The organism is Exiguobacterium abrahamii, from assembly GCF_015645365.1.
In the GTDB taxonomy this organism is placed as follows: Bacteria; Bacillota; Bacilli; order Exiguobacteriales; family Exiguobacteriaceae; genus Exiguobacterium_A; species Exiguobacterium_A abrahamii.
The window spans coordinates 1,176,748-1,188,687 of sequence record NZ_JADOYC010000001.1 but is presented as its reverse complement, the minus strand read 5'-3'; the positions used below and the strand labels follow the sequence as shown (position 1 = coordinate 1,188,687).

The 11,940-nt window shown below is 47.6% G+C and carries 17 protein-coding genes; 5 read left to right on the top strand and 12 right to left on the bottom strand.

Annotated elements, in window-relative coordinates; genetic code table 11:
• Positions 1-71: 71 nt before the first annotated feature.
• The 11 genes from ITJ88_RS05970 to ITJ88_RS05925 all read right to left on the bottom strand — a co-directional run bounded on the left by ITJ88_RS05970 (position 72) and on the right by ITJ88_RS05925 (position 9,329).
• Positions 72-995, bottom strand: a complete 924-nt coding sequence (locus ITJ88_RS05970) for a DMT family transporter (protein WP_195864946.1) — start codon at positions 993-995, stop codon at positions 72-74.
• A 105-nt stretch (positions 996-1,100) separates the two neighbouring features.
• Complete coding sequence (locus tag ITJ88_RS05965) at positions 1,101-1,571, bottom strand: hypothetical protein (RefSeq protein ID WP_149427462.1); 471 nt, start codon at positions 1,569-1,571, stop codon at positions 1,101-1,103.
• 31 nt (positions 1,572-1,602) lie between these two features.
• The gene (locus tag ITJ88_RS05960) at positions 1,603-1,920 is read right to left on the bottom strand and encodes a hypothetical protein (protein ID WP_195864945.1); all 318 of its coding nucleotides are present in this window, start codon (positions 1,918-1,920) and stop codon (positions 1,603-1,605) included.
• Positions 1,921-1,949: 29 nt separating this feature from the next.
• A complete protein-coding gene (locus ITJ88_RS05955; protein ID WP_195864944.1) occupies positions 1,950-4,166 on the bottom strand; it encodes an FtsX-like permease family protein in 2,217 nt (738 codons plus the stop codon).
• 94 nt (positions 4,167-4,260) lie between these two features.
• A complete protein-coding gene (locus ITJ88_RS16380) occupies positions 4,261-4,395 on the bottom strand; it encodes a hypothetical protein (RefSeq protein ID WP_255524864.1) in 135 nt (44 codons plus the stop codon).
• Positions 4,392-5,141 (bottom strand): ABC transporter ATP-binding protein, encoded by a 750-nt coding sequence (locus ITJ88_RS05950; RefSeq protein ID WP_082487087.1) that lies wholly within the window; start codon positions 5,139-5,141, stop codon positions 4,392-4,394. The genes ITJ88_RS16380 and ITJ88_RS05950 overlap by 4 nt, the downstream gene beginning before the upstream one ends.
• Before the next feature lie 95 nt (positions 5,142-5,236).
• A complete protein-coding gene (locus tag ITJ88_RS05945; RefSeq protein ID WP_195864943.1) occupies positions 5,237-5,659 on the bottom strand; it encodes a cytidine deaminase in 423 nt (140 codons plus the stop codon).
• A 10-nt stretch (positions 5,660-5,669) separates the two neighbouring features.
• Complete coding sequence (locus tag ITJ88_RS05940) at positions 5,670-6,440, bottom strand: ABC transporter permease (RefSeq protein WP_149427472.1); 771 nt, start codon at positions 6,438-6,440, stop codon at positions 5,670-5,672.
• The gene (locus tag ITJ88_RS05935) at positions 6,437-7,138 is read right to left on the bottom strand and encodes an ABC transporter ATP-binding protein (protein WP_195864942.1); all 702 of its coding nucleotides are present in this window, start codon (positions 7,136-7,138) and stop codon (positions 6,437-6,439) included. The genes ITJ88_RS05940 and ITJ88_RS05935 overlap by 4 nt, the downstream gene beginning before the upstream one ends.
• A gap of 96 nt (positions 7,139-7,234) precedes the next feature.
• A complete protein-coding gene (locus ITJ88_RS05930; RefSeq protein WP_195864941.1) occupies positions 7,235-7,675 on the bottom strand; it encodes an NUDIX domain-containing protein in 441 nt (146 codons plus the stop codon).
• A gap of 55 nt (positions 7,676-7,730) precedes the next feature.
• Entirely contained in the window at positions 7,731-9,329 is a 1,599-nt protein-coding gene (locus ITJ88_RS05925) for a M3 family metallopeptidase (RefSeq protein ID WP_195864940.1), read from the bottom strand.
• Between the two features lie 159 nt (positions 9,330-9,488).
• Here ITJ88_RS05925 and ITJ88_RS05920 point away from each other — a divergent pair, with 159 nt between their 5' ends.
• The gene (locus tag ITJ88_RS05920; protein ID WP_023468455.1) at positions 9,489-9,695 is read left to right on the top strand and encodes a helix-turn-helix transcriptional regulator; all 207 of its coding nucleotides are present in this window, start codon (positions 9,489-9,491) and stop codon (positions 9,693-9,695) included.
• Positions 9,692-10,390, top strand: a complete 699-nt coding sequence (locus tag ITJ88_RS05915; protein ID WP_195864939.1) for a DUF3169 family protein — start codon at positions 9,692-9,694, stop codon at positions 10,388-10,390. The genes ITJ88_RS05920 and ITJ88_RS05915 overlap by 4 nt, the downstream gene beginning before the upstream one ends.
• 44 nt (positions 10,391-10,434) lie before the next feature.
• Here ITJ88_RS05915 and ITJ88_RS05910 read toward each other — a convergent pair whose 3' ends face one another.
• A complete protein-coding gene (locus ITJ88_RS05910) occupies positions 10,435-10,584 on the bottom strand; it encodes a hypothetical protein (RefSeq protein ID WP_195864938.1) in 150 nt (49 codons plus the stop codon).
• Positions 10,585-10,684: 100 nt separating this feature from the next.
• Here ITJ88_RS05910 and ITJ88_RS05905 point away from each other — a divergent pair, with 100 nt between their 5' ends.
• Genes ITJ88_RS05905 through ITJ88_RS05895 form a run of 3 tightly spaced genes read left to right on the top strand, consistent with a single transcriptional unit; the run spans position 10,685 to position 11,877 of the window.
• Entirely contained in the window at positions 10,685-10,867 is a 183-nt protein-coding gene (locus tag ITJ88_RS05905; protein ID WP_195864937.1) for a Fe3+ hydroxamate ABC transporter substrate-binding protein, read from the top strand.
• A 6-nt stretch (positions 10,868-10,873) separates the two neighbouring features.
• Positions 10,874-11,749, top strand: a complete 876-nt coding sequence (locus ITJ88_RS05900; protein ID WP_195864936.1) for an NAD-dependent epimerase/dehydratase family protein — start codon at positions 10,874-10,876, stop codon at positions 11,747-11,749.
• On the top strand, positions 11,746-11,877 hold the full coding sequence (locus tag ITJ88_RS05895; protein ID WP_195864935.1) for an NUDIX hydrolase: 132 nt from the start codon (positions 11,746-11,748) through the stop codon (positions 11,875-11,877). Before ITJ88_RS05900 ends, ITJ88_RS05895 begins: the two co-directional genes overlap by 4 nt.
• Positions 11,878-11,940 lie beyond the last annotated feature (63 nt).

Below are 11,940 nucleotides of genomic sequence, written 5' to 3'. Positions count from 1 at the left end.
TTTACCTCATATTTCCATTTAACAGCATAAAAATAGACATCTGCAACCGACGGATTGCAGATGTCTTTGATTTACAGCCGAATCAATACGATACCACCAAGCATGATGAGCAAGCTGACGATTTGCACACCTGTCACGGGTTGTTTTTTTGCACCGAACCAGCCGAAACGGTCAATCAATAGACTGCCGGTCAGAAGACCGATCGTCACGATCACGACAGCGAGTCCTGTACCGACGAGCGGAACGATGAAGGCATTACCGGCAACGAACAGTGCACCGATCAATCCCCCGATCCAGATCCAGGCAGGTAAGGATTGCGAACGATCGATCTGCCACTTCGTTCGGAGGATCAGATTCAGCAATAACAAGGTGAGCGTCCCGATGACGAATGAAATCAAGGCGCCTTTGACGGCTGACCCGAGAACACTACCGAGATGACCATTGATCGCTGTCTGGGCAGCACTCATCATACCCGTTAGAATTCCGAGCAGACGCCAGACAAACAACGAGTTTTCTGTTGATGCCACCTGATGTTTACGACGGCGTGCGAAATAATCACCGAGGGCGACCGTTCCAACGACACCGAGTAACACAAGCACTGCGCCGATGACTCGTGTCAGTGAGAGTGAGGTGACCGTTGACTCAAACAATCCGAAATGATCGATCAACAGTCCCATGATGACCTGACCGAAAATCGGCATGATGACCGTTTGGACGCCTCCGAGTCGCGGAAACAGCAAGATGTTTCCGGTCAAATAGATGACGCCGAGCAGTCCCCCACCCCAAATCCAGAACGGTTCATCGGCGGTAGCTGAGAGACCTGTAAAATCCCCATCGACGAGCAAGACGAGAAGCAGTAGGAAGAGTGAGCCGATCGAAAAGGAAATCAGCGAAGCGAGGAACGGTGAACCGACGACACCCCGTAATCGTGTATTGACACTCGTTTGAACCGGTACGAGCAGACCGATGATGAATCCAATGATGATTGCAAGCATACGAGGACCTCCTTGTTCATGTGCCCCTTCATCATACGGCAGTCTCGCACGCGGAAGCGACCGGAATGCTCAAAAAGGAGCCGGTTCATCGACCGGCTCCACGGATTAGATCTTTTTCCACGACTTCGGATACGTCCGCAGTTCTTTCTTCGTTGGATGCTCAGCATCGAGACGTTTTCCGTTTCGTTCAAGTAGCATATCGGATACGAGCAAAACAATCGCAAGGACGACATAGACGGCAAAACTGAGGAAGAATGGCAAGTCGAATACAATGATCAGTGGGAAAAATAATCCCATTAAGATCACGAACAAAAAATCAGTCACATACTGCCATTGAATGATTTTCTTCATCTGTGGTTCTACCGTTAATGCCATATCACGTTCGACTTCTTGCGAGTGAATCCGCGCAATCCACACTAGTGCTACAAGTAAAAAGAACAATGGCCAGTACACGTCGCGATTGGCGACGACTAATAAGATACTGACGCCGTACAGCAACGAGCTGTACAAACGTGGTTTGACGAGTTGACGCTTTTCTTCTTGAATGAACGCGATGCGTTCGGCTTTCGTTTTCATTTAAATCCCCCAACTGATGTGACGTATCTTTTTAATCTGATCGAACCGTCCGTGATCGACCGATGTACTCGACTTTATTTTGAAGTACACGATACATCCGGTATTCTCCCGTCGGTGCCGACTTCAGCTGAACGGCAATCTGATGACGTCGTGATTTCGATGATTCCGACGCTACGAAGTACGGTTTGACCGATGCGATATCATCACGTCCGAACTGCTTCGTCACGTGTCGAACGACTTGCACTTCAACAATCTGCTCATAGGTCGCATCCCGTTCACCTGCGATCATCCACCAACCGACACCGCTAATTACTACGAGTAATAGAATCGCCCCGATCGTTTTTCGCATTTCGACCCCCCCGGTTCACTTGCCCTTACTTACTGTTTCAATTCGTGAACGAGGTTTTCCTGCTTTCGTCGGGTGACGAACCAAGCGATGCCTATGACAAGCACTATCAAACCGGCACTGGTTCCGGCAATCGTCGGTACGTTGAAGTAAAATGATCCCGCATCATCAATCCGTGTCACAAAGAATGTCGCACCAAGACCACTGATCAGTCCAAAGGTGATGCCACTCGCAATGAATAAGAGCATTTGAATGAGTGTCAGCTGACGGAGCTTGTTTCGTGTCAACGCAATCGTTCGCAGCAAGGCATACTCGCCTCGTTTTCCACTCACGAAACTGAGTAAGGCGTTCGCCAGTCCGAACCAGACGGATCCACTCATGACGACGAGCGCAATTAAGAAGACGAACCAGCGTTCCGTCGTTTGTTGCTCCGCATCGCGAAGCGCGTCAGATAGTCGATTCACTTGCAAGGTCGGATAACTTTGCGTGATCTCTGATAATGTTGTGGTCACTTGAGCTTTCTTTAACTCGGACGGGACGTCGATAAAGACATTTAAGATTTGATCGTTTGGTTGCCGCAACTGCTCGTTCCGCCAATCCACGAGGACATCTGGTGATATCTTCTTTTCGATTCCAACGATTCGGAATTGACCGATCGAAACGCTTCGTTCTTGTTCCCCGTCCCATCGCCCGAGCGGCAACATATCGCCTTTTTGAAGACTGTGTTTTTTAGCGAAGGTACGTGAGACGATGATTCCTTCTTTGTCACTCGTCTGTTCTCCCTTTAAAACGTCAAGACGACGATAATCCGTCACTTCGTATTCGATCGAGATATCTTCTTGAGGTGACTGGTATTCGAAGGAATTGCGAGACGACAGGAAGGTCGCTCTTGCGCCAGGTAGGTCCGTTTCAATTTGTCGAATCAATTGCAGCGGGTCTCCTTGCGATCCTTCATCTAAACGACTCTTTAAGACGACTTCTGTCTTATATTGGCTGATGATGTACTTCCGCTCGTTTTGTTGCACCGTCTCAAGGAACGTCGATCCGATGACGACGATGATCATTAAGACTTGAACGATCAGCATCAACCAGGCATTTTTCCGAAGTTGCGGCAACACGCCCCGGAAGGCGACGAAACTCGTCGGTCCCGCTAACCGACGAACAATCGGTTCCGCTCGATGGAGCACTCCCTTCAAGATGAGTGGCGTCGCAAGATACATCGTCAGTAAAAAGGCGACGGTCGCACCGAGCCAGGCGATCGCCCGTGACCCACCCGTACTGGCAATCACTTCAGCGAATAAAACCAAACTGACAGTCAATCCACTACTGAACAGGACGAGACGTTTTCGTCGGGTCGGTCGTGCTGCCGTTTTTAGATTATCTCGTAAGACGTGGAGTGGTAACACATCTCGTTTTCGGTAAGCCGTACTCGCGAGCAACAGCAGAATTAACAAGGCACTACCGAACGTGACGAGCATCAAGAACGCTCCCTGTTCAATCATGAGGGAGACAATCATTTTACCCTCTGTCGGCCATACGAGTTGACCGAGTAACGGGAAGCAAATACTGCCTAGAATCGTAAGCATCGTGCCCGCTAAGACAATCAATCCAGATTGAACGAAGAACAGCTGAAACAGTTGCCGTGTCGTCGCCCCAAGCGTCCGCATGATGGCAAATTGGACGGCATGTTTACGTAAATACAAGTCGAAATTCGCCATCAAGATGAAGCCGGACACGACAAGGATCAATACTGACAAGATTCCGATGTAGCCGTTCAGCGCCGGTGAGAGCGCTTGCCCTTCCGAAAGTTCAATCCGGAGCTTCGGATTCGCTTTGACGAGTGTATCGGCATAGTGGACGAGATCCGCCTCTTTTTTTAGATTGAGCAAGACGGCTTTCGTTTCAATCGGATGATACTTTTTCAGATCAGCATACGAAAGCAAGACTTGATCGTGCGAGACTCCCGGTGTTTTTGAATTTGGTAAAATCTCACGGATTCGATACGTCGCTTCTCCGACGCGAAGCGTTTGCCCGACACTACGATCAAGCGACGTCGCGAGTCGAGCTGACACGATCGCTTCTCCCTGTTTCAATTCGTTCGTGAAATGATACCGACTTTTCGTCAGGGCGTCCGAATGAACTCCTATCGTCTCGACGTCGGCCATCGCTTGACCAGCGACGCGCGCTGTCGTCTGTAAGATCGACTCTGCGCCCAAGACATCGTGATCCTTTTTAAGTTGCTCCAACATGGACTGATCCGTCCGCTCGTCTTCAGGTGTAAATTTGACCGTCAGATCGACTTGACCATATCTTTGTACACGATCTGTCTCGATAGCGGCTTGATTATGTAGTAAAAAAAATGACCATCGTTAAGACAAGACCAATCGAAATCATGACGCTTCCGATTGAGGTCACTAAAATCATCGGACTTTTACGGTACAGTCGGTGGGAAAGACGGAAGAGATGTTGTCGTTTCATACAGCCCCCACGAACTGCTCGTATGTCTCTAAGATCGGCGCCACGTCTCCGGTCGACAGCTGATCGGCAACGATCTGTCCGTCATGGAAATACAGTACACGTTTCGCATGAGCAGCTACGGTCGCATCATGGGTCACGAGCAGGATACTCGTTTGTTGTTCGCGATTGAGTTCTTGAAGCAACTGCATGATTTCAGCAGATGTCTTGAAATCGAGGTTCCCCGTCGGCTCATCCGCTAAGATGATCGGTGGTCGACTGATCAAGGCACGTGCGATCGCGACACGTTGTTGTTGTCCACCCGACAGCTCTTGCGGTCGATGATTGTTCCACTTCGTCAGTCCGACTCGTTTGAGCCAAGTGTCTACCTCTTGGTTGATCGTTTTATCATCCATCCCCTTCAGCATCAATGGTAAAGCGATGTTCTCCTGAACTGTCAAATCATCGAGCAGATGAAACGATTGAAAGATGAACCCGATGTGCTGTTGTCGGTATAACGTCGCAGCAGGCTCAGTGAAGATGTCGCGTTGCCGTTTTTCCTTTAAGGTCAACGTTCCGCCGGTTGGTGCGTCAAGCGCTCCCAGGATATTCAACAGTGTACTTTTCCCGGAGCCACTCGTGCCCATGATGGCGATGAATCCTCCTTCCTCTAACGTAAAGCTGACTTGCTTCAATGCATGGATTGTCTCCGTTCCACGTATGTAGGTTTTTGATAACCGTTCGACTTCTAATAAAGCTGACACGCATATCCCTCCTTAGTTATTCCGTCTTTATCATAACCATAATAAGGATGATTTAGAAGTAAATGCAAAAACTCCTCATCTAAACGACGAGGAGTTACTGGTTATTGTCGAACATATTTTAATGGAATCAAATCCGCAATCCGGACTTTCGTCAACTGATCGTCGATCGTTAAGAGGACAAATGCGTCCGGTGCATAGTCGGAAATCAATTCGCGACACATGCCGCACGGACTGACGACGCGGATCGTTCGATTCGCCTCATCCGAATAGGGATGTCGGACGGCGACGATCGTCTCAAAATTCGTCAATCCATCCGTGATGGCGGAACCGATCGTGATGGCTTCCGCGCACACCGTCACCCGTCCGACATAGGCTTCGACATGGACACCCGTTTTTATTGCGCCATCTTTTGTCCGCAACGCAGCTGCGACGTGATGTTTATCGTCAACGTAACGGCTTTGAATCGTTTCAGTTGCTAGTTCGACCAGTTGCAGGTCAGCTTCTGTAATCGGATAAGTCTGCATAATGTGCTCCTTACGTGTCTTTTTTCTTATAGGTCAAACCGATGAATTGTGCTTTTTCATTGAATAGTCGACGGTAGGATAGAAAACCAACGAGGACCGATGCCATCGCCGCCGTCGTCAAGATCAGGAATAGAATCAATAGTTGATAAAGAACCGCTTCCATTGGATCCGCGCCACCGATGATCAACCCACTCATCATCCCTGGCAGTTGGACGAGCCCCATCGTTTTTTGCGCTTCGATCGTTGGAATCATACTTGTCCGGATTGCGCCTTTTAAGCTCGTATCAATCGCTGTCTTCGCATCTCCACCGAGTGAAAGAATCAGTTCGATGACCTCGTCGCTTCGTTCGACCTCGTCCTTGAACTTATTGAGGAACAATAAGGACAAGATCATACAGTTTCCGATGACCATCCCGCTGATTGGAATGACTTGCTGGGCTTCGAACGGAATGATTCGTAACCCGAGCAAAATGCCCATCGTCAATGCTTCGACCGCAATCAGTGTGAACAAGATGATCCACTGGATTCCGGGAATCCCGTCCCCTTTACGGATGACGTTCAGTGTCGCTGCACCGATCATCAACAGAATCATCAGTAACATGAAAATTGGACTGCCGCTTTCAAAGACGAACGTCAAAATGTAACCGATGATTAAGAGTTGGACAATCGATCGAACGGTTGCGATGAGGATGTCCTTCTCTAGACCAAGCCGTAACGTCCGCGCTAAGACGAGGGGGATCAAAATGAAGATGAGCGAAGTCGCCAGTTGGAGGTAACTCATACCGATTCCCCCTTCAAAAATGCTTGCGTCTCTGCTTGACCACTTGAAACGAGTTCCTTGAATGCACCAGACTCGATCAATCGACCGTCTTTTAAAAACCAGACGTCGTCACTGACCCGCTTGGCTTGCTCTAAGTCATGCGTAATCCAAATGATTGTCGTCTGTAACTCCTGCTGTAAATCAAGAATCAGCTTCTCAATCTCCTGTACCATCCGGTAATCGAGACTTGCCGTGATTTCGTCGAGCAACAGGACGTCCGGTCGATTGACGAGTGTCCGCGCGATTCCGAGTCGGCTCCGTTCACCACCCGACAAATCTTTGACCGGTCGCTCAAGTTCGACCGATAGGTCAACTTGTTGTAGCAAACGTTCCGCTTCTTCGCGCGATAACGATTCACCGAAGATCGATTTCGGTAAATTGATATTATCGTAGACGGTACCTGGAATCATCGGCGCGCTTTGGAACGCCATCCCGATCCGTTTGCGGACATCGAGCAGATTCATCTGCTCAAGTGGTTCGCCTCGAAAACAAATTTCGCCGCGATCGGGAGAAATCAGTCCATTGATGTGTTTCAATGTCGTCGATTTCCCGGCACCACTTGGTCCGACGAGCGTTGTAATGACACCTTCGCGGAACTCACCTGTTATTTCGTGTAAGATGTGTTGATAGCTGACTTCGTGAAACGTAAGAATCGACATACCGTGTGTTCACCTGACTTTCTACAAGTTTCGGGTAATGCTCCTGTAGTGTTGTACCCGAAAATCCGTCACGTTAGTACGTCAAGCGACACTTCCTTACGCGTGGATGATCTCTCCTGCAAAATCATACGGTACCGTTCGACCAGCAAAGAGCGATTCTTTTGATGCTTCCGGTAAATTGAGGTGTTTGAACGCTTCTTCACGATCCATCCAGACGAGTCCGGAAATCTCTTCTGGAACATTCGTCTTTAATTGACCGGAAGTGATTTCTCCCGCAAAGAAGAAAAAGAGACAATGTTCCCCCGCTTGCGGGAAGAATGCTTCTGCCAGATGGACGATGTCACTTGGTATGATTGTAAATCCTGTCTCTTCCAGAACTTCACGCGTGATTGCCGTATGTAACGTTTCGTCGCGCTCGACCGTTCCACCTGGCAATGTATAGTAGTCTCCGTGATCGCCACGATTTTCAACCATCAATAATTGATCGCCTGTTTCATTAAATAATGTCGCATAGACGATGTTTTTACGGATATTCATGTCAGTCCTCCTATCGTTTTGTACATCTGCTATTTCTGATCAAAGCGTGTTGTTTTTAATATGTCTTTTCTAACTGATTTGTCCAAATTTCAATTTGACCTTCTAGGAACGCCATCAACTCTTTCATTTCCGCATCACTTGGTAAGAAGGATACACCCGCTCTCGCATAGACGGCTTGGATCGAATGGGTTTGACTAAGCGCTAAAGCTGCGATGAAATCTTTCAGCGTTTGGTCAGGGTCTTTCGTGAAACGGTGATAAACCTGGAGAGCGGCGATTTGAGCAATCGCGTACTCGATGTAATAAAAAGGTGTCTCAAAGAGATGGATGACACTCATCCATGCGTGACCTTTCCAATCGGGTGTTTCCGACCAATCGATGACGTCCGTATCGTATGATTCTCGGAGATCGGCATAATAGGCATGTCGTTCTGTCGGATCATGACCCGGGTGAGCATAGAGCCATGATTGAAAACGATCGACGATGATCGTCTCGGGTAAGAACTCGACAATGGAACGAATCTGTTCGAGTTTCGCCCGGGCAACGTCTTTTTTATTCGGAATCACCTGATGCCATTCGTTCATCGTCAACAACTCGAGCGACATGGCAGCGAACTCCCCTACTTCAAGCGGAATTGGTTGTAGTCCGTCGTACGTTTCTTTCATCGCATCATGATGGATGGCATGCCCGATCTCGTGCATGAAGATGACGAGATCATCAAATGTCTGCATACGATTCATGAACAAAAACGATTGTTGTTCGACCGGTAAATATTCACAAAACCCGCCGCCTGCTTTGTTTGCACGGACACCGATATCGATATGGTCCGCTTGGCGCATCTTTAGTAATACGTCTGCAAAATGTGGATGAACATTCTCAAGGATCGCTTGTATCTTGTCTAGGAATAACTTATCCGAACCGTTTATGTGATGAGCAATGTTCGTATACGCCGATTGCCGGACGTCCCACGGATGCAAGGTTGCTTTTCCGAGAAACGCTTGTTGCTCGCGCTGAAAATGCCGTTTGACCGGTAGAAAGTCGGATTGAATGATGGTGGCGTAATGATCGACATCTTGACTCGTATAATCGACGCGTCCGAGTTCTACAAAAGCTAGTTCCTCGAATCCGATCTTACCACTTGCAGTGGCACGCGCTTGTCGTAACTCAACGAGTCGTGAAAACAACGGTTGAATGACGAATTCCTTCATGCGGAACGCTTCCTCAATCGATAAGAGCGCTTGTTTTCGAGTGGATTCATCCGCGTCAAATAAAACAGCATAGAGATCCGAAACCGGCTCTCCCGACTTTGTCAGCATCGTCGCCTCAATTCGGAGATAGTCTTGAATAAGACTAGCTTCCTCTTCTGTCACACTTGTTGCTCTGAGTGATTGTTCAAAACGTGCTCTCGTTCGAAGTGTGACGACATCGCGCGAGACGAGATCCATTTTTACGGAACGTCTCAACGTATCGAGCTTACCTGATAGCTGCTGACGCCCTTGTTCGTATTCAGAAGTGGTACCGGGGTCTGTGACATCCTGGAGATACGCAATTTTTTGTTTGAGCAATGTCTCTTCCATTTGGAGAATCGAAGCAATCTGGTGCGTAATATTCTCATCGTGATAAATAACGTTATTTACAGGTGACTGAGATTTCATCGACGAATTTCACATCTCCTTTCAACTTATTCCAGTATACAGTTTATGCCAACGATATGATTATTTTACGAATAAATGACTATTATATTGTCTTATTTGACTAATATCGTTGTCAAAAAGACCATGATAAGTTACATTATATAGGAGGTGAATCCCTATATGAAATCCCGTTTAAAAGAATTACGTGCCCGTCACGGATGGAATCAGTCTGAACTGGCACGGCGCGCGAACATTTCGCGCCAGACGATCAGCTTAATCGAACGCGAAGAATTCATGCCGTCGCTACTGATCGCCGTCAAAATTTCTCGTGTGTTTGATACACCGCTAGAAGACATCTTTTATTTCGATGAGGAGGAATTAACATGAACAAGGAAGCAGGCAAGGTCATTATCGCAGCTTTACTCGGTTTCATTAGCAGTTATTTCGTCATGTTTGTCCTCAAAAATACCAATTTGTCACAGTTTGAACGATCGCTCTATCTTGATTACATATTCACTGGTCTTTTGGTTATCTTGACGATCTTGACTCTCAGTTACATCGTACGCTATATACAAATTCGTCAATTGACTCAACACTCTGTTTCTTCCGACGAAGAGGACGCAATCGATGATCAAGTGAATCGATCCTATGCAGACGGCATGATGATGGTTCAGGTTTCTACTCTTCTCAGCATCGGGCTCGCATCGTTTAGCATCATTGAAAACCAGTTCGGACTTCATTTGATACTGAGCGGACTCTTTTTTATCATCAGTAGTCTTGCCTCTGTTTTTTATCTTAATCTCATGCATCATATATATCCGGACCGTCAGTTCCCGAAGTACTCGGAAACAAACTATATCAAAAAGCTGTTCGCTGCCTCAGATGACGGCGAGCGACACGTCATGTTAGAGGGACTCATCCGTTCACAGTCTTCTTTGCAACTCCTATTGATGGGGATTATCGTCGTATTGGTCGTGTATTCGTATGAGACCGGTCAGTCTCAGATCTTCGCGATCAGCTTATTGATTTTCGCCTTGATCTGGAGCAACGCAAAATATTTTCTTCATGTACGCAATCGCTAAAAAGGAGCATTCAGTCAATGGACTGGATGCTCCTTTACATGCCTTCAAAAATCACGATGATTTTGTTGCTGATGGACATCATGTTGGTTCAGTGTATACTCCTGATCGTCGAGCGAGCGATGTTTCGACTGACTCTGCGCTGAAATGAACCAGACGACTCCACCAACGGCGAGAAAAATAGCAATGAAGATCATAGACACCCTCCTTTAGATTCCTTTTTTACTTTATTCTTCCAACACCCTGGTTTTTCCTTTACGATAAGATAGAAGATATTAATTTATAGGGGGCGTTAGGATGTTCGGTAAAGAACCGACATGTATGCATTGCGGCAAAACGATTGAAGGAAATGAAAAAGTCTACATCCAGATGCGCTATCCGAAACATCGCGGGATGACGGAAGTCAAAGCATACCTAAAAAGCGAAGGACGTTTCATTTGTGACAAATGTTTCGCTGAAAAGACAGAGTCAAAGGGGTAAGCATCCATGAATCTGAAAGAGAGTACGATTTTAGTTACAGGAATGACCGGAACGCTTGGCTCTCGTGTTGCGCGACGTTTTCTTGAAGAAGCGCGTGAAGTGCGCGGTTTGTATCGCTCTAAGGAACAAGCGGATCAATACGCTTTCAAAGATGTCCACGCAGTCATCGGTGAGCTCGGTGATCCGGATTCGCTTCTTACAGCACTTCAAGGCGTCGATCTGTTGATTCACTGTGCTGCCTATCTCGGAGATGATCCCGATTTAGCACAGGAAGCAAATGTCACTGGTGTACAACATCTCGCGGATGCTGCGACAAAAGCTCGTGTCAAGCGCATCGTTCACATCTCGACGACTTCCGTGTACGGAGAAGTCGTGAGTGGACATTTTACGGAAACGTCACCGCTCCTATCGTCCGAGCACGTCTACATCCATACAAAGCAGGAATCCGAACGCCTGTTACAGGAAAATACACCCGATTCCGATTTAATCATCTTACGTCCAGGATCAATTTGTGCCGAGAAGCAGTCCTACTGGGGGGATCGTCAAGTCGAGCGGATGAAAGAGGCGGATGTGATTACCTGGGTGCATCCGGACGATGTCGTTCCGTGGGTCCATACGGATAATCTAGTCGAGATGATCGTCATCGCCGCAAAAAATGCGCATAATGGGGACATCTTCAATGCGATCGATGCGAATCTACCTGAGACGGATTTTCGGTTGAAGTTGATCCATGCGAGCGGCACGCCATACCGAACACCGAATCGTTCGGCGGAACGCGCTACTTTCGCAAACGAACGAATCAAACAACTCGGATACGTTCCACTCCGAACACCGCAAGAGACGATTGAACAGTTGATTCAATCCTTTACAGTAAAATCATGATTTCACAAGCAATTATATTAGTAAACGGACACGTATTGCTGGTACGACAGTATGTAGCGCGAGGAGAAAACGTTTGGAATTTTCCTGGCGGACAAATCGAGCCTGGTAATTCACCCCAACAAGCGTGATGTGCTCCAAGAAAAAGGGGCTGACTCAAAAGTCAGTCTCTCCAAAGATAAGGGTGGCAGATT

What these genes read in the sequence shown, in the direction of transcription:
- ITJ88_RS16380 (WP_255524864.1), bottom strand. Translation starts at nt 4,395, where the DNA reads ATGAAACGACAACATCTCTTCCGTCTTTCCCACCGACTGTACCGTAAA.
- ITJ88_RS05900 (WP_195864936.1), top strand. Translation starts at nt 10,874, where the DNA reads ATGAATCTGAAAGAGAGTACGATTTTAGTTACAGGAATGACCGGAACG.
- ITJ88_RS05925 (WP_195864940.1), bottom strand. Translation starts at nt 9,329, where the DNA reads ATGAAATCTCAGTCACCTGTAAATAACGTTATTTATCACGATGAGAAT.
- ITJ88_RS05955 (WP_195864944.1), bottom strand. Translation starts at nt 4,166, where the DNA reads ATGTTGGAGCAACTTAAAAAGGATCACGATGTCTTGGGCGCAGAGTCG.
- ITJ88_RS05970 (WP_195864946.1), bottom strand. Translation starts at nt 995, where the DNA reads ATGCTTGCAATCATCATTGGATTCATCATCGGTCTGCTCGTACCGGTT.
- ITJ88_RS05905 (WP_195864937.1), top strand. Translation starts at nt 10,685, where the DNA reads ATGTTCGGTAAAGAACCGACATGTATGCATTGCGGCAAAACGATTGAA.
- ITJ88_RS05910 (WP_195864938.1), bottom strand. Translation starts at nt 10,584, where the DNA reads ATGATCTTCATTGCTATTTTTCTCGCCGTTGGTGGAGTCGTCTGGTTC.
- ITJ88_RS05945 (WP_195864943.1), bottom strand. Translation starts at nt 5,659, where the DNA reads ATGCAGACTTATCCGATTACAGAAGCTGACCTGCAACTGGTCGAACTA.
- ITJ88_RS05920 (WP_023468455.1), top strand. Translation starts at nt 9,489, where the DNA reads ATGAAATCCCGTTTAAAAGAATTACGTGCCCGTCACGGATGGAATCAG.
- ITJ88_RS05895 (WP_195864935.1), top strand. Translation starts at nt 11,746, where the DNA reads ATGATTTCACAAGCAATTATATTAGTAAACGGACACGTATTGCTGGTA.
- ITJ88_RS05965 (WP_149427462.1), bottom strand. Translation starts at nt 1,571, where the DNA reads ATGAAAACGAAAGCCGAACGCATCGCGTTCATTCAAGAAGAAAAGCGT.
- ITJ88_RS05915 (WP_195864939.1), top strand. Translation starts at nt 9,692, where the DNA reads ATGAACAAGGAAGCAGGCAAGGTCATTATCGCAGCTTTACTCGGTTTC.
- ITJ88_RS05930 (WP_195864941.1), bottom strand. Translation starts at nt 7,675, where the DNA reads ATGAATATCCGTAAAAACATCGTCTATGCGACATTATTTAATGAAACA.
- ITJ88_RS05960 (WP_195864945.1), bottom strand. Translation starts at nt 1,920, where the DNA reads ATGCGAAAAACGATCGGGGCGATTCTATTACTCGTAGTAATTAGCGGT.
- ITJ88_RS05940 (WP_149427472.1), bottom strand. Translation starts at nt 6,440, where the DNA reads ATGAGTTACCTCCAACTGGCGACTTCGCTCATCTTCATTTTGATCCCC.
- ITJ88_RS05935 (WP_195864942.1), bottom strand. Translation starts at nt 7,138, where the DNA reads ATGTCGATTCTTACGTTTCACGAAGTCAGCTATCAACACATCTTACAC.